The 21,703-nt window shown below is 46.8% G+C and carries 18 protein-coding genes; 11 read left to right on the top strand and 7 right to left on the bottom strand.

All coding sequences use genetic code 11. The annotated features are described in order from the left end of the window. Window positions 1-11: 11 nt before the first annotated feature. Window positions 12-218: a hypothetical protein gene (locus IV45_RS02175; RefSeq protein WP_057740258.1), complete on the bottom strand. Its 207-nt coding sequence runs from the start codon at window positions 216-218 to the stop codon at window positions 12-14. 650 nt (window positions 219-868) lie between these two features. Between IV45_RS02175 and IV45_RS02170 the strand changes: the two genes are divergently transcribed. Then, complete coding sequence (locus IV45_RS02170; protein ID WP_057740255.1) at window positions 869-1,300, top strand: CopY/TcrY family copper transport repressor; 432 nt, start codon at window positions 869-871, stop codon at window positions 1,298-1,300. Between the two features lie 26 nt (window positions 1,301-1,326). On the opposite strand, the gene IV45_RS02165 is transcribed toward IV45_RS02170, so the two are convergent. The 3 genes from IV45_RS02165 to IV45_RS02155 all read right to left on the bottom strand — a co-directional run bounded on the left by IV45_RS02165 (window position 1,327) and on the right by IV45_RS02155 (window position 4,129). Continuing rightward, window positions 1,327-3,045, bottom strand: a complete 1,719-nt coding sequence (locus IV45_RS02165; RefSeq protein WP_057740252.1) for an ABC1 kinase family protein — start codon at window positions 3,043-3,045, stop codon at window positions 1,327-1,329. A gap of 90 nt (window positions 3,046-3,135) precedes the next feature. Further along, complete coding sequence (locus tag IV45_RS02160; protein WP_057740250.1) at window positions 3,136-3,660, bottom strand: GNAT family N-acetyltransferase; 525 nt, start codon at window positions 3,658-3,660, stop codon at window positions 3,136-3,138. 73 nt (window positions 3,661-3,733) lie between these two features. Further along, complete coding sequence (locus tag IV45_RS02155) at window positions 3,734-4,129, bottom strand: VOC family protein (RefSeq protein ID WP_057740247.1); 396 nt, start codon at window positions 4,127-4,129, stop codon at window positions 3,734-3,736. Between the two features lie 248 nt (window positions 4,130-4,377). Here IV45_RS02155 and yjeM point away from each other — a divergent pair, with 248 nt between their 5' ends. From yjeM to IV45_RS02140, 3 genes are all read left to right on the top strand, one after another. Then, on the top strand, window positions 4,378-5,871 hold the full coding sequence (gene yjeM, locus IV45_RS02150) for a glutamate/gamma-aminobutyrate family transporter YjeM (protein WP_057740245.1): 1,494 nt from the start codon (window positions 4,378-4,380) through the stop codon (window positions 5,869-5,871). A gap of 166 nt (window positions 5,872-6,037) precedes the next feature. After that, a complete protein-coding gene (locus IV45_RS02145; protein WP_057740243.1) occupies window positions 6,038-6,595 on the top strand; it encodes an NAD(P)H-dependent oxidoreductase in 558 nt (185 codons plus the stop codon). 46 nt (window positions 6,596-6,641) lie between these two features. Beyond that, on the top strand, window positions 6,642-9,158 hold the full coding sequence (locus IV45_RS02140) for an excinuclease ABC subunit UvrA (protein ID WP_057740240.1): 2,517 nt from the start codon (window positions 6,642-6,644) through the stop codon (window positions 9,156-9,158). A gap of 67 nt (window positions 9,159-9,225) precedes the next feature. Here IV45_RS02140 and IV45_RS02135 read toward each other — a convergent pair whose 3' ends face one another. Both IV45_RS02135 and IV45_RS02130 read right to left on the bottom strand, forming a co-directional pair. Further along, the gene (locus tag IV45_RS02135) at window positions 9,226-9,930 is read right to left on the bottom strand and encodes a TVP38/TMEM64 family protein (protein ID WP_057740237.1); all 705 of its coding nucleotides are present in this window, start codon (window positions 9,928-9,930) and stop codon (window positions 9,226-9,228) included. A 17-nt stretch (window positions 9,931-9,947) separates the two neighbouring features. Further along, window positions 9,948-11,177 carry a DUF2075 domain-containing protein gene (locus tag IV45_RS02130; protein WP_057740234.1) on the bottom strand — a complete coding sequence of 410 codons (1,230 nt, stop codon included), beginning with the start codon at window positions 11,175-11,177 and terminating at the stop codon, window positions 9,948-9,950. A gap of 158 nt (window positions 11,178-11,335) precedes the next feature. Between IV45_RS02130 and IV45_RS02125 the strand changes: the two genes are divergently transcribed. The 4 genes from IV45_RS02125 to araA all read left to right on the top strand — a co-directional run bounded on the left by IV45_RS02125 (window position 11,336) and on the right by araA (window position 17,701). Next, a complete protein-coding gene (locus tag IV45_RS02125; protein WP_057740231.1) occupies window positions 11,336-13,108 on the top strand; it encodes a 1-deoxy-D-xylulose-5-phosphate synthase in 1,773 nt (590 codons plus the stop codon). 183 nt (window positions 13,109-13,291) lie between these two features. After that, window positions 13,292-14,896, top strand: coding sequence for a xylulokinase (locus IV45_RS02120; protein WP_057740228.1), 1,605 nt, complete (start codon window positions 13,292-13,294; stop codon window positions 14,894-14,896). 139 nt (window positions 14,897-15,035) lie between these two features. After that, window positions 15,036-16,121 carry a GntR family transcriptional regulator gene (locus IV45_RS02115; protein ID WP_057740221.1) on the top strand — a complete coding sequence of 362 codons (1,086 nt, stop codon included), beginning with the start codon at window positions 15,036-15,038 and terminating at the stop codon, window positions 16,119-16,121. A 155-nt stretch (window positions 16,122-16,276) separates the two neighbouring features. Further along, window positions 16,277-17,701, top strand: coding sequence for an L-arabinose isomerase (araA, locus tag IV45_RS02110; protein WP_057740214.1), 1,425 nt, complete (start codon window positions 16,277-16,279; stop codon window positions 17,699-17,701). 89 nt (window positions 17,702-17,790) lie between these two features. Here the strand turns inward: araA and IV45_RS02105 are convergent, their stop codons facing one another. After that, complete coding sequence (locus IV45_RS02105; protein ID WP_057740212.1) at window positions 17,791-18,057, bottom strand: hypothetical protein; 267 nt, start codon at window positions 18,055-18,057, stop codon at window positions 17,791-17,793. Between the two features lie 142 nt (window positions 18,058-18,199). Between IV45_RS02105 and IV45_RS02100 the strand changes: the two genes are divergently transcribed. From IV45_RS02100 to IV45_RS02090, 3 genes are all read left to right on the top strand, one after another. Then, window positions 18,200-19,873 carry an LPXTG cell wall anchor domain-containing protein gene (locus IV45_RS02100; protein ID WP_057740210.1) on the top strand — a complete coding sequence of 558 codons (1,674 nt, stop codon included), beginning with the start codon at window positions 18,200-18,202 and terminating at the stop codon, window positions 19,871-19,873. A gap of 86 nt (window positions 19,874-19,959) precedes the next feature. Then, window positions 19,960-20,814, top strand: a complete 855-nt coding sequence (locus tag IV45_RS02095) for a DNA/RNA non-specific endonuclease (RefSeq protein ID WP_057740208.1) — start codon at window positions 19,960-19,962, stop codon at window positions 20,812-20,814. Window positions 20,815-20,944: 130 nt separating this feature from the next. Next, window positions 20,945-21,592: an NAD(P)-dependent oxidoreductase gene (locus tag IV45_RS02090; protein WP_057740206.1), complete on the top strand. Its 648-nt coding sequence runs from the start codon at window positions 20,945-20,947 to the stop codon at window positions 21,590-21,592. Window positions 21,593-21,703 lie beyond the last annotated feature (111 nt).

Here is a 21,703-nt window from a genome sequence, read left to right as displayed (position 1 = left end):
TGAGTTATAAATTAAGCGGCAAACAGGTGGTTAACCGTTTCTTCCATTTGATTCTCCGTCATGTTGTCTTGGACAATGTGGTTGTTAAGACGGAAGTCGTATTCGGTGCCCTTAGGTTCTTCAGCGACCTTGCTTAAATCAATCTTGTTGTCCTTCTCGTCCGTGAATTCGAAGTCAGATTTGTTAATGTTTTGAATAGCTTGTTCATTCATTTCCATATCTAAGACCTCTTTTCAATTTTTAGTATAGCATGATTTATTAAAAGTGACACAAAAAGTTGAAGAAAAGGCGTTCTAGTTATCATGGATAAATAAATAATTTTGTTATATTAGTTATTGTAATGATTCTGTAATAAAAGAAAGTGAAGGGCGAGAAGGGATTGAGCTCTTGTTGATTATAGTTTTCTTGTTAAACACTCAATGCCTTGGGCGCCAATTTTCAAAAAAATATTTTTCAAACAGGGTTATTTATTGCGGATAACTTTAATGACCTAAAAATAGCACAAAAAAACTGCTGAAAAATCAGCAGTCCGTCTGAAGTTTAGCTTTTCTGGTTTAGGCAGCGCGGTGATGGCTACCAAAATGGGTCATATGAACCCCATGGAAGAGCGTAATTACCATTAAGAATAATAAACCAATCATTGCAATGAGGTTGCTTAAAGTCGACATCATATGACACACTCCCTTTTACCATCTTAAGTAATTTAAGTATTGTTTTCTTTCGACTCATTATAACAGATGGTAAGCGGTTGCAGGCTTAAGAATTGCATGAATTTGTCTTAATTGTTCATTAACAATGAATCGGAATCCAGCCCCAGATAATTGACGAAATAAGTTTACGGTTGTAAATTAAAACTGAGGTGAATTCGATGGAGACAAATTGTGATATTAGCCCCGCAGAATGGCAAGTGATGCGGATTATTTGGACGCTGAAAGAAGCTACCAGTGCCCAAGTGACTACTATTCTGCAGCGTAAGGTTGACTGGCAATCCGCGACCATTAAGACGTTGTTACATCGCCTGGTTAAGAAGGGTGCTTTAAAGACCATTCGGCATGGTCGTGCATTTATCTACCAACCCTTGGTAAAAGAACAGGAAACAATGAATGAAGCGGTGGATCAATTATTTGCCAGTATTTGTCAAATGCATGCCGGTCAATCTTTGTTACATGTGATCAAGCATACCGAACTAAGTAAAAAGGATATCGCCAGTTTACAAAAGCTGTTAGCCCAAAAAGCCGTAAATGCTCCCGAAATGGTTGATTGCGATTGTGTGCCAGGAGAGGACATTCGCTGCGATTGACAATCCAACTGAATATCGCTGAATGATTAGTGCCTACGATGCCAGGAATCGTAGGCGTTTTTTATTAGCAGGATGGCGGTAATCACAATGGCCAATACCCAACCGGCCACGCCCAGCTTGTAGATGACCGGGTGAGCTGACGAACCGACCACAAGGATTGATGATGACATGATCAAAGAAGCCAGCATGATCACAATCAAGAGTCGGTTTAACATGCGGTTGGCCTTGTCCAATACTTTCCGTTGACCAACATAGTGCAGGTTGACCCGTCCTTGACCATTCAAAACCTGATCTAACAAACGGTTGGCTTTTTTAGGGATTTGGGCTCCAGCAACTAGGGCAGAGTAGCCTTCATGGGCATGGTTAGCCAACGATTCTTTGAGATTATAGTGCTCTTTAAACCATTGATTAGCAAATGGCCGGGCCACACTCATCATCGAAATCTGTGGATCGAGTTTGGCGACGGTCATTTCAAGGCTGCCAAAGGCCTTAAATAATAGGGTGACTTCCGGCCGTAGCTGCAGATGGTGTCCTTGACAAAGCTGGGTCATTGAGAAGATTAGCTGACCCATATCGATGTCGGCCAGGTGCGTCTTCAAATATGGTTGAATAAAACGACCAAAATCACGGGTGAAGCCTTGTTCATCAACTTCGCCAGTGCGGTTGCAGACGTTCAAGACGGCTTGGGCAGCTGCGTATTCATCACGGCTAGCAATGGCCAGGATAATCTTGGCAATCCCATCCGCCATGGCACTAGATAAGCGGCCCATCATCCCAAAGTCCAGGTAAACCAAGCGGTATGGTGGCAGGGATTCTTGACTGCTGAAGTGGACGGTTAAGTCACCAAATTGGCGCTGAACATCCTTCTTGGTTGCCAATTGTGGTTTCGTTACCCGGTAGAACAAAATATTGCCTGGGTGCGGGTCGGCATGGAAGAAATGATCGACAAACACCTGTTTAATAAAGTTCTGAACCAGGGTTTCGGCCACGGTTTTGCGTTCGGCCTGCCACTGTTGGGCGGCCTGCTTGTCGGTCGGTGCTGGCTGGTTAACCAGATATTTGATTGACTTGCCCGGCATGGCCTGGTTGACCAGAATTTGTGGGTGACACTGATCCAAGTAAACTTTTGGCACCTGGATGATACCATCGCCATTGTTGTGCTGGTAGAATTCTTGACCCCACACGGCTTCCTGCATGGTATTAACTTCGCTCAAGAGGGAGGCACTTAATTCTGCCAACACTTGATTGAAATCCACAACGGTCAGCTTGCCGGGCACATACTTCATCAATTTGACGGCACGGTGGAAGAGGGCCAAGTCCGCCTTAATCAGCTGGTCCACTGCTGGGTGCTGCACCTTAACGACCACTTTCGTCCCGTCTTTCAGAGTTGCATAGTGGCACTGACCAACCGAAGCCGAAGCAAAGGGTTGATGGTCAAAGCTTTTAAACAGTTCGTCTGGCGTGTGGCCGGTATTATTCTTGATGACCTGGCAAACCGTTTCATATGAGTCGGCGGGCACCTGGTCCTGCAACTTGCTGAGAGCCTTGATATAGGCGGGCGAAACCAAGTCGGGACGGGTAGAAATCAGTTGACCCATTTTGATGAAGGTCGGCCCCAACTCTTGAAAGGCAGCCAGAACTTCCTTTGGATTGGTTTGATGATAGAAATTACTCAAAAATTGATGACGCCGCATAATCTTGATGATCTCAGCCAGACGCTCGCTTTTGGAAATAGATGCTGCCATAATGACCTCCGCAAATAAAAAAGGGGTGAGAGCAGCCTGCCATGTCAGCAGGCGGGCTTTCACTCCCTAACAACTATTTGTCTTGTTTGATTACAGGTTCAATTCGTAAGCGTTACGAATATCCTTGTCAGTTGGACCGGTGTAAACCTTACCACGCTGAACGAAGCCAAAGTTTTGAACCAGGTTGTGGACCCGTTCATTCTTTTCGTGGGTGGAAATCCGGATGTTGCGTACACCATTGGTATAAGCAATACTGATCAAGGTTGACATGATGTAGTTAGCAAAGTGCTTGCCCCGGTAACCAGAAGTAATCGCGATCCGGTTAATGGTTGCGAATGGGTGGCCGGCGTTCTTCCACTTACCATCAACGATGTAGGCGTAGTGCGTATCACCTTGCAGCATTAAAGTACCGGTACCGACAATTTCATCACCATACATTAATAGGTAACAAGAGTTTGCTTCGATATCCTGTTCCATGCTCAAACGTGAAGGATAACCGCTTTGCCATTGGTCACTGCCATCTGCCTTCAGTAATTTCTTTGCGTTTTGGATGATGTCCCAGACAGCATCCAGGTCGTCTAGTGTTGCTTTACGCATGTAAATAGCTTCACCCATAATTGAAACCTCCGTTCAAATAAAAATCTTCGTAATTAATTATAAATTGATCAATGTAGTTTACACAACTACTTTACTTATTTTTGTAGAAGGCAACTTCAATTAAGTTCTGATCAGGGTCGCGAAGGTAGATGGAAGTCATTTGTCCCTCTGAACCGTACTTCGTCACTGGGCCGGCAATGACATCCACATAATAGGATTTGAAGTGGTGCAGGGTTTCGTTAACATCGTCGCCAGAAACCAGGCAAAGGTCAGCAGCACCAACAGTTGGCTTGTCGGCTTGGAGGGCTTTTTGATCCCGGCCAACCGTCTGCAAACGAATTAACTGATGACCACAACGCAGGGTAACGACCTCATCATTGGTCTGCTGGTCAATTACCGGCATATCAAAGACTTCGTGGTAGAAACGGCGGGACCGTTCCAGATCACTGACCGTCAAAACAATGTGGTCGATTCGACGCATTTTCATAGATAATCACACTTTCTAAAACATATTATTTAATAAGCAATCCCATTTTAAAACATAAATGGGTCAGCTGTGAATAAATTCACTTAAGAATCTTAAGCAAAACATATTAGAATACGTTGTGAATTAAGTTTTGAGATAATTTCGGCCAATTATCTCGTTAATTCAACATTTTCGGACATAAATTTCAAAATAGTCGTATAATAATTTCTAAGGATTGTTAATATTTTTCTAATAAAGGAGCGAAAGAGATGTCTACAAAAAAGCAAATTGGGTTATTCTCCCTGGTCATGATGATCTTCACGACCGTTTTCGGGTTTGCTAACTCACCAGTTGCCTTTTACCAAATGGGCTATGCTTCTATTTTCTGGTATGTCGTCGCCGCAATTGTCTTCTTCCTGCCAATTGCCATGATGATTGCCGAATATGGTTCTGCTCTGCCCAAAGCGGAAGGGGGTATTTATTCCTGGCTGGAAGCTGCCGGCAGCAAGCGGGTGGCCTTCATCGGTACTTTCATCTGGATGTCCGCATGGATTGTTTGGATGGTTTCAACGGCTTCTAAGGTTTGGATTCCGCTGTCCACGTTGATTTCTGGTTCCGATAAGACGCAGACCTGGTCCGTCTTAGGTCTTTCAGCAACCCAGTTCGTTGGGGTGCTGGCAATTCTGTGGGTGATCTTCGTTACGATTACCGCTAGTCACGGTGTTGACAAGATCGCCAAGGTTGGTACCTTTGGTGGGACAATGGTTTCCATTCTGACGGTTCTGTTCGTTGTTATTTCAATTGTTATTTGGATTGGTCAACACGGGGTTGTTCTCCAGCCAATCCACGGTGCTTCCTCATTCTTCAAGTCACCGAACCCTAAGTTCCAAACTACGATTGCTACTTTATCATTTGTTATTTATGCTATTTTTGCTTACGGTGGTTTGGAATCAATTGGTACTTTGATGGATTCAATCAAGAACCCAAAGAAGACGTTCCCAACTGCTATGGTGATCTCCATGATTGTCATCACGGTGCTGTACGCCGTTATGATCTTCATGTGGGGTATTTCAGCTAACTGGCAGAAGGTCTTAGGTGGCAAGGAAGTTAACTTAGGTAACATTTCCTATGTCATGATGAGCAACGCCGGTGTCGTTATGGGTCATGCTTTAGGCTTATCCAATGGCGCTTCACTGGCAATTGGTTCATTCATGAGCCGGTTCACCGGTCTTGGGATGTTCTTTGCTTACGTTGGTTCATTCTTCGTTATGATTTACTCACCAGTTAAGGCCTTGATCCTTGGGTCTGACTCTCGTCTGTGGTCTAAGAAGATTACCACACTGAACAAGCACGGTATGCCAGCTTACGCAATGGGTATCCAATGTGTTGTTATCTGCTTGATCATCTTCGGTGTAGCCTTCGGTGGTTCTGGTGCCCAAGACTTCTACCAAATTTTGACCAACATGGCTAATGTTACTAACTCAATGCCATACCTGTTCATTGCCGGTGCCTTCCCATTCTTCAAGAAGCGGACTGACCTGGCACGGCCATTCGTCTTCTTCAAGTCCAAGACAACGACCAACATTGTTTCAATCTTTGTTTGCCTGATCGTTGCCTTCGGGATTATCTTTACCTGCATTGCCCCAATCATGACGGGTGACTGGCAGACGGCCTTCTGGACCATCTTCGGCCCTGTCTTCTTTGGTGCAGTTGCTTGGATCTACTACGACGTTCAAGCTCGTCGTCACCACTTGGAAGACTAATTTCGACAATCTAGATTAAAGATATAGAGGACTAAGCATTCGGAAACATCCGAATACTTGGTCCTCTTTTTTAGTATGACCGACCCATTTTCTTATAATTTGCTTTTGCTAAATGAGCAGTGCAAAATAAAACTGTACTAACGAATTACAAGTAAGGAGTGTTAGCATGAAAACTCGTATTTTTCTGTTTCACCCACACATGGATCAGTCAAAGGTTAATAAGGCATTAGCAACCGCCGCTCAGCAAGCGGGCATTGAGGTTCGCGACATTTATGCTCTATACCCTGATTTTAAGATCGACGTTGACCGTGAACGTCAAGTGTTGGCGGATACTGATCGAATCGTTTTTCAGTTCCCATTCTATTGGTATTCCAGTCCCGCATTACTGAAGCAATATGAAGATGATGTCTTCACCGGCAACTGGGCCTACAATGGCGGCAATGCCATTAAGAATCATGAATGGTTGTTAGCCATCTCGACTGGTTCGCCTAAGACAGCTTACCAGCGTGAGGGCAAGCACTTCTACCTAGGACCGGAATTACTGCGTCCTTTCCAAGCGACTAACCACCTGATTCAGACCAAATTCTGTGTGCCATTCATCAGTTACGCAGAAAGTTATGCCACTGACGAAAAATTACAGGCACGGGCACAAGCATACGTTGATTATCTGCAGACGGCTGGTCCGCTGCCGGAACAGGCACGCGACGGTATTTTAGAGAAATAAAGGCAAGGGCCCACTGAGGCTCTTTATTTTTGAGGAAGTGAACAATATGGTTGAGGTAAAATTACCCACAAAAATTGAAGTTCGAGGAGGCGAGGTCAATAACCTGAAGAGTATCGACGTTGATATCCCGCTGCATAAGTTTGTCGCCATCTCTGGTTTATCCGGCTCCGGGAAATCATCACTGGCGATGGGCATTCTCTATGAGGAGGGTTCACGGCGTTACCTAGAAGCCTTGTCGACTTATACACGGCGGCGGATTAAGCTGGGTAACCAAGCGGATGTTCAATCGGTCAAACATATTCCGTCGGCACTGGCATTGCACCAACGGCCAAGTATCCCGTCGGAACGGGCAACGGTTGGGACCATGAGTGAAGTCTTCAATGTGATCAGGCTGATCTTTTCGCGGCTGGGTTCACCAGTCTGTCCCAATGGTCACCGTTTGAAGCCAAGCTTGGACATTGCTATTCAGATGGCCAAGCAGGGACACGAGATGGGGGTCCTGACCTGTCCAGTTTGTGGTGCGAAGTTCCATGCCTTCTCGGCGGAAGATTTTGCCTTCAATTCTGATGGTGCTTGTGACAACTGTCAGGGGACCGGGAAAGTCCGGGCAGTTGACGATAGCAAGCTGATTTTGGACGAAAACTTGACTCTGAATGAAGGGGCTGTTGCTTCTTGGCACCTGCCAGGCCGTAACTTCATGCCGAGTGTCGCCGAACAAGCTGGAATCCGGGTCAATGTTCCTTACAAGGATTTGACGAAAAAGGAAAAGAACTTTGTCTTAAACGGGCCGCGTACCAAGTTTAAGATGGACTTTCGTTCAGGTACCGGCCGTGTGTTCCATGACTTCAATGCCCTTTACGAAAATGCGCATGACGCGGTGACCGAATCGGCTCGGACGAGTAAGAGTGCCCGTTCACAGGCTCGAATCAATCAGTTTTTTACCTTCTCAACGTGCCCGGTATGCCATGGTACGCGGTTAAAGCCTGATCGACTTAAGCAGCTTGCTGGTGGGTTGAACATCGCCCAAGTCACGAAATTGACGCTGGGCCAGTTGCCAGGCTGGGAGAAGAAGGTCAAGGCCGAATTGCCAGATAACATGCATGAGATGGCCAACTCACTCTTTACGGAGATGGACGACAACTTGCGGGTGCTGCTGGAGTTAGGGCTCGATTACTTGACCTTGTCGCGGAATGGGAACACCTTGTCGACCGGTGAACTGCAACGGATCCAATTGGCGCGAACGTTGCGGACCCAGACGACCGGTGTCTTGTATGTCCTCGATGAACCATCGATTGGGCTACACCCGGACAACGTGACTGGCTTGCTGTCCGTCTTCCATTCCTTGGTCGCCCAAGGCAATTCACTGGTGGTTGTTGACCATAACATTGACATCATCAAAGCCGCTGACTGGGTCGTTGAAATCGGACCCGGTTCTGGTGATGAAGGTGGTACCATCATCAGCCAGGGCACGCCTAAGCAATTGTGCCATAATGATCATTCACTGATTGGGCCGTTCTTGAGTGGTAGTGCGACCGTCAAAACGACCAAGCCGATTGCACCAAAAGTCCACGGTGACATTGATTTTGAAGTCCAGAATTACTTCAACTTAAAGGACGTCACCGCGAAGATCCCGTTGAACCAAATCACGACCGTCACAGGCTTCTCTGGTGCCGGTAAGACCTCGTTGATCATCGATAGCTTGGTCCCGGCCATCCAGGCGCAGTCAAAGAAGCAGCCGTTGCCAAAACAGGTGGTGAAGCTTGATTCGCCGCTGAAGTCGGTAGTGAGTGTCGACGCGGCACCAATTGGCAAATCCACTCGTTCAACGGTTGCCACCTACACCAGTATTATGGATCACCTGCGCAAGCTGTTCGCGGCACAACCAGAAGCCAAGAAACATCATTACACGGCCTCATGGTTCTCATACAACAACAAGCAAGGAGCCTGCCCAACCTGTGGCGGTACAGGAATTGTGACGATGGATATTCAGTATCTGCCCGACATGCAGCAGACCTGTCCGACCTGTCATGGTGACCGTTACAATCAGGATATTCAACAGGTAAAGTGGCATGGCTACTCGATTGTTGACTTGTTGAAACTGGATGTTCGCCAAGCACTGCCAGTGTTCAAGTCGGTGCCATCGATTGAACGGGAATTGAAGCTGTTGGATCAAGTCGGCTTGGCCTATTTGCACTTGGGTGAAGATACGCCGACCCTGTCTGGTGGTGAGGCGCAACGTTTGAAGTTGGTTAAGCACTTGAATCACCAGCAGAAGACGACGTTATTTGTTTTTGATGAACCTTCGATTGGCTTGCACCCACTGGATGTGAAGACCTTGTTGGATGTCATGCAAGGGTTGATCAAGCAGGGAGCAACCATTGTGATCATCACCCACGATCTCAATTTGATGGTCAATGCGGATTACCTGATCGATCTGGGCCCGCGTGGTGGTAGCAACGGTGGCCGGATTGTGGCTGCTGGCAAACCGATGGATCTGATCAACAAGCCACAGTCCTTGACGACGAAATACCTATCCAACTTTTGGCAGACTTATCAAAAATAATCAATGATATAACAAAGGCGTCCAACGTTTCGGTTTTCCGAACGCTGGGCGCCTGTTTTTTTTACTCTCAATTTGTATTGACTGCTTTTCGCCGATGATGAATGAGGCGGAACAGAAGGAGGATGATTAAGATAGCGACCACAACGACAACGATCCGCTTTAAATCACCCTTGAAGATGGCATCGCCTCCGAATGCATACAAAAAGGATGTTGGCAGCATGCCCACAACGACCATCGCCAAGAATTGGGGCCGGCTCATCTTCATTTGCACCACCGCATAGTTGACTAACACACTGGGGATGATTGGAATCATGTAGCCCAGCGTCAGGCCAACCTCCGGATACTTGAATGACATCAATTCATTCAGCAGCCGGCGTTTTTTGAACTGTTTTGAGAAGTGCAGCTGGTGGATGAGTGCAGCTACCAGACAATTGCCAAGCACGTTGCCACACCAGTTGACCAGCAGACCGATCACGGGGCCATAGCAGAGGCCGGCAAAGATACAGATAACGGAATTGGACAAGCCAGGGATTGCATTCATCAACGCGATGATCACGGTTAACAATCCCATATCGACCAGTCCGTGTGACCGGATCATGTGCAGCAGGATTTTACGATTGTGAGGGGACGAGTGGAGCAATAGTTCGATCTCCGGTTTAAAGTCATGCCAAACCCAGGCAATTGCCAGCAGGATGATCACGGTTGCCACCAAAATCAAGAGGCCCTTATTTAAATATTTACGGTCCGAGCGCGGTGATTCGTTGTTATTCATAAGGACCCTCCTAAAAATTATTTAATTCGATCATACATCGTCATTAAGGTGTGTCGCAAGCGGGGATCATGAGCATAGAGATAAGTTCCCCGAACACCACGTTTCAGGATGACGTTCAATGCATTCATGATCATCCGGTCTTCTAAGCGTTTGATTTCTTTAGGGTCGGTCAGGTCTTTGCGTCGTTTGAACGATTCCACGTCGGTATAACGGTTCAAGTGCACGATCAAACGTTGACTGTCCTTTGCTTGGCTGATGATGGGGCCAATGATGATGCCAGCGTAGTTCAAGTCGAATCCCTGACAGGTATAGATGGAACCAACCTCATTGATCGTCTTCGGAATTTCGGCCCACGGTGTGGAGGTGTAATTGTACTGGTCCCACGGCATTTTGAAGCGACCTTCTTTAATGTAGTGCTTCCCGCCGTCCAAAGTTGAGGGATAGCCAGAAGTCGACAAGACCCGTGACAGGCCTACTTCTTGATTCCGTTGCACAATTGCTTGCCGCATCTTCTCGGCGTCGTCGTATACGCGGAAGTCATAATGATCGCGGGCGTTCTTAGGCAACGCAGTCACTTCACCATCCGTTAAACGATTCATCCAATTCAAAAGTTCGTCACTGGCCGTCATCCGGAATTGGTGCTTGAGCTGGTAGTCTTCGTGCGGATACTGGTTGGTGAGTTTTTGCAGCCGTTCCGGTGTCCACAGACTCTTCATCCGTAAGACTTGGTAGCGGTCAAAGACCAAAATAACAACTTGCGCGCGTTTGATGACTTCGGCCAGCTGGTTTTCGTGGTAAAAATTATTGTAATGATCCGGTTTGGACAAGAGGAGGTGGGCTTCGTCGATTACAACCACATCGACATGACCGTTGTGCTTGTCCAACTGGTTGATGAAAGAGGTAGGCCGTTCAAAGTCCTTCTTCAAGAGATGACGGTAATGCCCAGCGATTTCCTTATAGACCTTCAGGATTTCGGGGTGGTTAACCAGGAAGCGGTTGTTGGTGCCATAGAATGAACTACTCTTATCCGTTCGGGCGGCGGTTTGCAGTTGATTAAAAAGGTGGGATAAAACGACACTCTTTCCGGTCCCGGCGTCTCCATAGATTGTGAAAACTGCAGGGGTGTCATGGTGCTGCAGGTGTTGACTGGCAAATTCGAGTACGTGTTTGACCAGTTGTGCCTGTTCATCAGTTAACGGCTTGAGTGGCGACAGCTTCTCGACCGCGGCATTTTCATCGATTCTCAATCTCAGTACCTCCTTTTTCCAACAGTTTCCTATGCTAATGAATTCAGGCGGCCAGGTCAACAATCTAGCAGAGATGTCGTTTTCCTCACTTTGTGAAATGGTGTAAAATAGTTATGTGTATAAATGGCTATCATGAAGATGAGATAGGAGTTGGTTGAATGAATCTGCATCCGGATTATTTACTGAACCAAGTTGAAGAACCAGCGGACATTAAGGGGATGACGCTGGACCAGTTGAAGCAGCTTGGGTCAGAGATGCGTCAATTGATTATTGAGCGTGATGCTGCTATTGGTGGCCACGTTGGACCAAACCTGGGCGTTGTTGAAATGACAATTGCATACCACTACGTCTTCAATTCTCCTCACGACAAGATTATTTGGGATGTTTCCCACCAGTGTTATGCCCACAAGATGCTGACGGGGCGTAAGCAAGGCTTCCTGGATCCCGACCATTATGAGGATGTTTCTGGCTTCACCTCACCAGAAGAAAGTGACGATGACTTCTTTGAAATTGGCCACACGTCCACCTCAATTGCCTTAGCTGTCGGCATGGCACGGGCTCGCGATCTGCGTCATAAGAAGGGTGAAAATATTGTGGCCATGATCGGTGATGGTTCCTTAAGTGGCGGCTTAGCTTATGAAGGGTTGAATAACGCCGGCCAGTTGAAGTCTAACCTGATCATCATCGTTAACGATAACGGAATGTCCATTGATAAGAACCAGGGCGGCCTTTACGAAGGTTTGAAGGAACTGCGTGAAACAAACGGCAAGTCAGCAAACAACATCTTTAAGTTCATGGGTCTGGATTACCGTTATGTGCCTGATGGCAATGATTTAGCTGCCATGATCAAGGTCTTCAAGGAAGTTAAGGATATCGACCACCCAATCGTTCTGCATGTCCACACGCTCAAGGGTAAGGGTTACGAACCAGCTGTCGAAAACCAGATGCTTTATCACTGGCGCGGGCCATTTGATCCAAAGACCGGCAAGAGCAAGCAGGCAGCATCAAAGGAAAGCTACAGTAAAGCAGTAATTGACCAACTCTTTAAGGAAATTGAAGCTGGCCAACCGGTAGCCGCAGTTACGGCCGCTATTCCGAATATGTTCGACCTGAAACGTTTCCAAGCCAAGTATCCAGATCGCTACTTTGACGTTGGGATTGCTGAACAGATGGCTGTTACCTCAGCTGTTGGGATGGCACAACATGGTGTCCGTCCAGTCGTTTTTGAGAACAGCAGTTTCCTGCAGCGGGCTTATGACCAACTCATCCACGATGTTGCCTTAAACGATGCCCCAATTGTGATGATTGTTCAAGGCGGCACGATCAGTAGCGAATCGGCTACCCACCAAGGTACCTTCGATATTTCTTATATCAGCTCCTTGCCGAACATCGAATACTTGACGCCAACCAGCGAAGAGGAAATGATTTCGATGCTGCACTGGGCGATTAACCAGGATGAATCACCAGTCTTCATTCGCCAGCCCGAAAAGGAAGTGGTTCACCGGCCAGCAACGCAAGATGACTACAGCTCCATTGACTATGACATTGTCCACAAAGGCAGTGAAGTTGCGATCATGGCCGTTGGTGACTTCTTTGAACTTGGCCGTCAAGTATGCAAGCAGTTGAAGAAGGAATTGAACATCGATGCTACACTGATTAACCCTAAGTCAGTCACTAACATTGATGCCCGCGACCTACACCACCTGCAAGAAGATCACAACATCGTGGTCACCTTGGAAGACGGTAACTTGAGTGGCGGCTTTGGTGAAACCATTGACCGTTACTATGGTCCAACCGACATGCAAGTCTTAAACTTCGGTGCTCCGCGTGAGTTCGCTGACAATGTGCCTGCCGATGTACTGGCCGAATGGTATCACCTGACCCCAGAACTCATCAGTGATGACATTGAAAAGGTTGTTCACCGTATTTAAATAGTCGTATTAAATTGACCCAGCATTTGATTGACCGATGCTGGGTCTTTTTGTCGCTAAAATGTGGTGGGTGTTGCTACCTGATCAAGATCATTGTTAAATACATCAGATAAGTTAGATTGATTAGTACGGATAAATATTTTACAATGAAGCCGTGAATTTAATTGATAAGGGGGTTATCCCGTGAATCAAGACGATATTAAAGCAAAAATTGTCAACGCTCACACGGCCTTAGGGATTGAACTGGGGTCAACACGGATCAAAGCCGTATTGGTGACCGACGACTTCCAAACCATTGCGAGTGGTGACTTTGTCTGGGAAAATGAATTGGACCACCACATCTGGACTTATCCGCTCAGCAAGGTGTGGGAAGGGGTCCAGACCAGCTATGCCAAACTGGCAGCCAAGATCGAACAAGAGTATGGCCTGCACCTAACGAAGATTGGTACGATTGGGATCAGTGCAATGATGCATGGCTATCTGCCATTCAATCGGCAGGGAGATTTACTGGTTTCTTTCCGTACTTGGCGCAACAACATCACTGGTGAAGCCGCCGGTAAGTTAACGTATCTGTTCGACTTCAACATTCCTGAACGCTGGAGCATTGCCCATCTTTATCAGGCAATTTTGAATCATGAAGCCCACGTCAAAGACATTGATTTTATGACGACTTTGGCGGGTTATGTCAGCTGGCGTCTTTCAGGTCAGAAGAACATCGGGATTGGTGACGCCTCGGGAATGTTTCCGATTGACGAAGCCAGCCATAATTATGATCAAAAAATGCTGGACCAGTTCGCTAAACTACCAGAGGTTGCCCAGTTTGATTGGCAGATTCAGGATATTTTGCCCAAGCCGTTAATGGCAGGAGAGATTGCTGGTTATTTAACCAAGGCTGGCGCCAAATTGTTAGACCCTAGTGGTGACTTAGAGGCCGGCACGATCATTGCCCCTTGTGAAGGAGATGCCGGCACCGGAATGGTTGCTACCAACGCGGTAAGGAAGCGGACTGGCAACATTTCTGCAGGTACTTCTGCCTTTTCCATGATGGTCCTGGAGCAAAAATTGCATAAGGTCCATCGTGACATCGATATGGTGACGACGCCTGCTGGGGCACCGGTGGCAATGGTTCATACCAACAACTGTTCATCCGATATTAACGCCTGGGTCAGCCTCTTTGGCCAGTTTGCGAAGAAATTGGGCGTGGATTTATCGACCAACGAATTGTACGAAAAGCTGTTTGATAGTTCGTTGAGCGGCGACCAGGATGCTGGCGGACTAGTCAACTTCAGCTACCTGTCAGGTGAGAACATCACGAAGGTTGCAAAGGGACGGCCAATGTTGGTCCGGAAACCGGATAGTCATTTTTCATTGGCAAATGTCTTCAAGGCACAGTTGTATGCCGCATTTGCCCCATTGAAGATCGGTATGGACATCCTATTACGCGAAGAACACATCAAAAGTGATGTTTTGATTGCGCAAGGCGGCCTCTTTAAGACCCCTGTCGTTGCCCAGCAAGTGTTGGCGGATGTGTTGAACACGCCGATCACTGTGATGAGCAATGCCGGTGAAGGTGGTCCCTGGGGGATGGCGGTCTTGGCACTGTATGCCCTTAATAATCACGACTTGAGCCTGGCTGATTACCTGGATCAACGGGTATTTGTTGACGCTGAAAGTTCAACTTTGTACCCCGAACCGGAAAGCGTGAAGGGTTATGAGCGCTTCATCGACAACTATAAGGCGGCTTTACCTGCTGAGGTTGCGGCTGGCAAATCCATGGAATTAAAATAGTTATCAACCGCGATTAATCGGTCAAATGAGGCTGCAACCCTCACTATTTTGCTAGGCAGCTTGCAGATGGTGGGCCGGTGATTTGCGGTCAATCAAACTGCGTCATTCGTGGTATAGTGACTTTTAAAAGGAGGGCTCTATGACAAAGTATCAAAGCGTCAAAGACAGTATCATCAAGGCCATTACGACCGGTAAGTACAAGGTGGGTGACAAACTGCCGACCGAATCCATTTTGATGGCCGAGTATGATGTGAGTCGCTACACGATTCGCCGGGCGATGGGTGAATTGGAGAACGACCACTACATTTACCGCATTCAGGGTGGCGGCATGTACGTCGATGATTGGCGCGCCAAACAAATCAAGCCGATCAACAATAAGATGATTGGGATTGTGACAACCCACCTTGCCGATTACATTTTCCCCAGTATCATTAGCGGGATTGATCGGGCTGTTTCACGTGCCGGTTACGCCCTCCTCTTAAGCAATACGCACAATGACCATGATCATGAACGCCAAAGCCTCACCAAAATGCTGGAAAGCAACGTCGATGGCCTGATCATCGAACCAACCCGGAGTGCTTTGCCGAACCCGAATATGGACCTCTACAAGACGGTGGAGGAGTCGAATATTCCGACATTGTTTATTAACGCCCATTATCCGGACCTCAACTTGCCTTACGTGGTATTGAAGGACCGGAACATTGAAAATAAGTTGACCCAGATGCTGTTTGATAAGGGACATCAGAGTATTTTGGGGATTTTCAAAGTTGATGATGCCCAAGGCGAAGAGCGGATGCGGGGATTCATGGATGCTTACGCCCGTCATCCGGAATTCTCTTATCTAAGCGATGTGATCATGTATCAGACGGCGGATGACATGGGCAAAATCTTCGAGAAGGTTGCCCGCCGCTTGGAACAGGCTGATCATCCGACGGCCATTATTTGTTACAACGATGCACTCGCCATCCAGATCATGGATGTGGTGCGCTCGTTAGGCATGAAGATCCCTGAAGACATCAGTGTGGTGGGCTTCGATGACTATCAACTGAGCAAGTTTATGACTCCTGGTTTGACGACAGCGGTCCACCCGAAAAATAAGATGGGAGTTGACGCTGGCGAGCTGATGTTGAAGATGATTAACGGTGAAAAGGTATCTTCAATCAGCTATGATGCTGACATTATTGAACGCAAGTCGGTACAGACGTTAGCCAGCCAAAAGAAATAATTAATTAACGACTATCAATCAGCGATAGTCTTTTTTATTGGTAAAATCATCCGAATAAGTAGCTAACTTATATTGATTTATCCGTACAAATTATCTATACTAGCCATGTAAGCGATTTAAAAACTGATTTGAATAAATAAGGAGACGGATAAATCATGCAAAAACAGCCAGATTATGAATTTTGGTTTGCGGTCGGCAGTCAGTACTTATATGGCGAAGACGCATTGAAACAGGTTGAATCGGATGCTCGCAAGCTGGTGGATGGCTTGAATCAAAGTGGTCGTCTACCTTATAAAGTGGTCTTCAAGCTGGTGGCCACCACGGCGGATGGAATCACCAAATTTATGAAGGAAGTCAACTATAACGATCATGTTGCTGGTGTCATCACTTGGATGCACACTTTCTCGCCGGCTAAGAACTGGATTCGTGGGACCCAACTGTTGCAGAAACCGCTGTTACACTTAGCAACTCAAATGTTGGACCATATTCCGTTTGATTCGATTGATATGGATTACATGAACCTGAATCAGTCGGCTCATGGTGACCGGGAATACGAATACATTAACGCCCGTCTGCACGTCCCGGATAAGATCGTTTATGGTTGGTGGAACGATCCAGAAGTACAAACCGAAATTGCTAATTGGCAACGGGTTGCGGTTGGCTATGACATGAGTTTCCATATTCGGATCGCTCGTTTTGGCGACACAATGCGCGATGTGGCGGTTACTGAAGGTGACAAGGTTGCTGCCCAAATTAAGCTGGGCTGGACGGTTGATTATTGGCCGGTCAGTGAATTAGTTGATGTGGTCAATGGTGTTAGTGAAGACACAATCGATCAGGAATACCAGCAACTTGCCAAGCGCTTTGATCTGGTTGAGGGCGATAATGATCATGACAAATATGTTCATTCAGTCCGCTACCAACTGCGTGAATACTTAGGGATTAAGAAGTTCTTGGATGATAAGGGATATGATGCCTTTACCACCAACTTCCAGGATCTGCAAGGGTTGGAGCAACTACCTGGCCTGGCCGTTCAGCTGTTGATGATTGACGGTTATGGTTTCGGGGCAGAAGGCGACTTCAAGTCAGCCGGATTGTCGCGGTTGATGAAGATTATTGCGGACAACAAGCAGACGGCCTTCATGGAAGATTACACTTTGGACCTGCGTCAGGGTCACCAAGCAATTATGGGTTCGCACATGCTAGAAGTTGATCCAACTCTGGCCTCTGATAAGCCAAGAGTTGAGGTTCACCCGTTGGACATCGGTGGCAAGGCAGATCCAGCACGGCTGGTCTTTACTGGGGCAGCCGGCGAGGGAATTGATATCACCTTGTCCTACTTTGACGATGGTTACAAACTGATTGCCTATGATGTTAATGCCACGACGCCGGAGAAACCAATGCCAAAGCTGCCGGTAGCTAAGCAGATGTGGACACCGACTGCTGGTTTGAAGAAGGGCGCTCTTGAATGGATGCAGGCTGGCGGCGGTCACCACACGGTATTGTCACTCAACCTGAACATGGATCAGATGAAGACCTTGGCTAAACTATTCGGTATTGAACTGATAGTCGCTGACTAAGCGCCAAAAATAATATGTACAAAAAAGCATGCTCTTACTAAGGCGGTGGAGTCCTAGTGAGAACATGCTTTATTTGTTTAATTGGCAACTTAAGCTAATTGGCCCATCCGTAAGATCTTTGCCTGCAGAGTTTCCAGTTCGTCAGCGTTGAGCGTGATGCAGCGTGATACTTCACGAACGTCAGCGTGGGCGTCGTCGACAAGAAAGTGGTTGATGGAGGCACTATCAACGCCGGCATGACGCAAGTGTTGGATGGTCATTGCAATCGCCAATTCGTTGGTCTTTTCAGCGGACAGTATCTTTGGCGCCGTTTCGACAACTCCTTGATAATAACCTAGCATGAAAACTTTATTCATCTTGATCAACTCCTTTGCAAATCGCTGCTTGTCCCCTTACGCCTTTAGTTTAAGGCAAACAAAAAATTCTGCCAAAAATAAAATGTCATTTTCCTTTTTTCTCGTCTTTAGATTATAGACAAGGAAAAAGGAGATATTTGATATGACAAAACAAGGTAAGCAAATTTGGCAAGGGGCTTTACTGGCTCAATTAACTTTATTGTTGGTAATCGGCGCACCGGCAGTGATTCATGCGGCTCATGTTGACAGTGGTGAGGCGGTTGTCAAGAAGGCGCCCGAAAAGCACCACGAAAAAACGACGATGGTGATTTATCAGTTGCGGTCTGAGGATGGCAAAATTCATCAAGATAAGAAAGTGGTCGTTAAATGGCAGAAAGGCAATGACGGCCAACTACACCCAAATTGTTCGGAAAAGATATCGAAAATTAGATTTGACAGTATTGGCGACTACCATCCAACGGTACATCACACCCCGGCACCGGACTTGGATCCCGATGAAGCAGAGATAATCTACCATGTTCCATATCTGGCACAAGACGATCAACGGGGATTGATTGATGCAGCGGCTGTTCATATTAAAGATGACGAGGGGCATAAAATACAGACTCAATACTTTTACTGTACCCCCGGCCAGGCGACTTTTACGGTGCACCCGCACTTAGCTGATGGGCTGGTGCCCGTCAATCCTAAGTCTGGAGACGTCACTTTTACGCGGGATAAAAGACGTTGGATCATTAACCAAACGATGATTGTCAAACACCAGACTCAACAAGGTCAAAAAACAGATGCAGAAGGGCAAACCACACCAACTTCTGATCCCTCGGCAACCGACACAAAGACCAGCACATCGCCGACAAAACACGAAACTGGCCATCCTTCTTCGACAACTGACAAAGCACCAACAAAGACCGATCCGGGGAAAGAGCAACCTGCAAAGTCTGAGGCTGATAAAACACCTAGTAAGTCGACGGCCAGTCAGCCAAGCGATGATAAAGGTGATGCTGGCAAAGCCGGTGAACAGACGGATCAACCAAGCAAACAAGCTAAACCGGCAACCAAGCCAGATGAGAGTGATCAACCAACTAAGCCGCAGGAGGGGAGTCAGACTGATCACCATGCTTCCGCTCAACCAGAAGAAACCAACCCAGTGAAAAAGCCGAGTGAAGCAGCGGCCAGCAAGCCTGCAGATGAAAGTCATGCACATCCTGCTGACAAGCCGACTGCTAAACCAACACATGAAGAGGAACCAACTTCCATGAAACATGATCAAGAGCCGAGCGATGACCAATCCCAATTAGTTAGTCCGAGTGCTGAGCCACAGAGCAGTTCAGCACATGAAGAAGGGACACCGACTAAGCACCGCAAACCGGCTAAACACCACCACCGTAAGCCAGCGAAAACAGGACATCATGATCAGGCAGATAGCGATGATGCGGCAGCGGATGCTGAGGTCGTTGAAGGCAACAGCGATCAGCCACTGAGCAATCGTCAACAATCCACGACTTCGACAGCTACCACTGGAACTGAGATGTCTGAAGCGCCGACTACTACAAGTCCACAAACCCAATTTGTGACTCCTAAAGGGCAAAGCAAGCTGCCACTTAGCGAATTTGTTGATCATCAAGGCGCACATCATAAAAATGATAAAGATGCCTTACTTGATCATGAGCTGACCAAATTGGGACAACCGATGAAGAAGAAAGCTCACCAGGCCCGTTTGCCGCAAACAGGCAATCATGGTGATATGCTTGTCACCTTATCTGGATTCCTGTTGGGACTATTTTCAATGCTCTTTGCACGTCGCCGTAGCCATTAAGAATGAAATTCCAGTAAACGAACGGATGTTCAATTTCAATTAAGAGGTGTAAAATAGGCGTAAATAGCTGAAAGGAAACCTCAAAATTGAAACGGAAAATTCGTAAATTGTGGCATTGGCTTGCCGTTGCTGCCATTTTGTTTGCTGTCGCGACGGCTTTCCAACGGCCAGCTGATGGCAGTAAGTATGGCCAAACGCCCAGCATTAGTGCGCGTCTTCACCGGGCATGGGGGAGCCGTTCTTATCAGACTGCGGGTAATCATGGTCTGCCCACGCCTACTCAGTCGCAGGCCCAGGTTACATTGACGCCAGCAGTTCGCCAACAACTGCCTTCAAAAATTGAATGGAATAATCATGGGGCCTACATTCTTAATGATAACCATCCCCAATTAAATGCTGATATCAATAGTGCTCCATATGCAGTCAATCATGTCGATGATCATGGTCGTGCTTGGCGTGGTGATGCTTGGTTAAACAAGACGACGCGTCAATATCGAAATCGCCAGTCCACAGGTAATGGCGCCAATGATTGGAAGCCAGCGGGATTCCTGCAGGCTAGTCATTTAAAGGGCCGGCCAACTCATGCATATGATCGTGGTCACCTATTAGGTTACGCTTTGGTTGGTGGCCTTCATGGCTTTGATGTGTCAGAGTCGAATCCAAAGAACATTGCCACTCAAACTGCTTGGGCTAACGAAGCTCGTTCTAGTCAGTCTACCGGGCAGAACTACTACGAAGGGCTTGTTCGTAAAGCACTTGACCAAGGCAAACAAGTTCGTTATCGAGTTACTGATATCTATGATGGCGACTGTTTGGTGCCGGCTGGGGCACACATTGAAGCCTTATCGAAAGACGGATCGGTCAGCTTCAATGTTTTTGTTCCTAATGTCCAAGCGAACATTAAAATCAACTACGCTAATGGGGCTGTAAAGCAGCGATAATTGAAAACATTGAATTGCCTTGTGAGTAAGAAAAACTCACAAGGCAATTTTTATTAAGAAACATAATTCTTACAATACTGAATAAACCATGATAAATTGAGGTCATGACAATCAGAAAGAAGGTAGCGGGATGATAAAAGTAGGCATTATTGGGGCTTCCGGAATGGCTGGCAGTGCTGTGTTTAAGAAAAGTGCAGCTGAAAATGATTTAGATGTGACAGGAATTATTCGCGATGAAGAGAAAGCCCGGTCGCTTCTTGGCGACGAGGCAAAATTAATCGCTGGTGATGTGCTAAGTATTAATCCACAAAAACTAGCTGCTTTTGATGTTTTGGTCGACGCTTTCAATCCCGGTCCGCAAAAGGCCGCAGAGCAGGTAGAATTAGCTCAAAAATTGGTAACTGTTGCGGCGGATAACCAGATCAGACTGATTTTTATTCTCGGTGCCGGCAGTTTGCTGACTGGCAATGATCGTCATCCATTTGTCCAGGATATTGCGAAAGTTCCGGGAGCGGAAAAATGGATTAACACACCTAAACAGCAACTCAAGGAACTGGGATATCTTCAAACGGTAAATAATGTTGACTGGGTAGGTATTTCGCCATCCATGACTTTTGAAGCCGGACAGGAGACCAATTACGTTATTGGTGGTGATGACTTGCTTTTCGCCGATAGTGGTGAATCCAAGGTCACGTCAGGAACAATGGCAAAATTAATTGTGAATGAAATCCTGCAGCCACAGCATCATAAAGAACGAATTACCGTAATCAATGCTTAACTAGCAAAGCGAGCTCGTAGTAAATAACTACGAACTCGCTTTTTTAGTTCTGCTGGAAGTAGAACTTGTAAACTAACCATAGTCAGATATAATTATCTTATAATTATAGAA

The organism is Limosilactobacillus secaliphilus, assembly GCF_001437055.1.
Taxonomy (GTDB): domain Bacteria; phylum Bacillota; class Bacilli; order Lactobacillales; family Lactobacillaceae; genus Limosilactobacillus; species Limosilactobacillus secaliphilus.
Note: the sequence above shows the minus strand (reverse complement) of the source record. Positions and strands in the feature narration are given on the sequence as shown.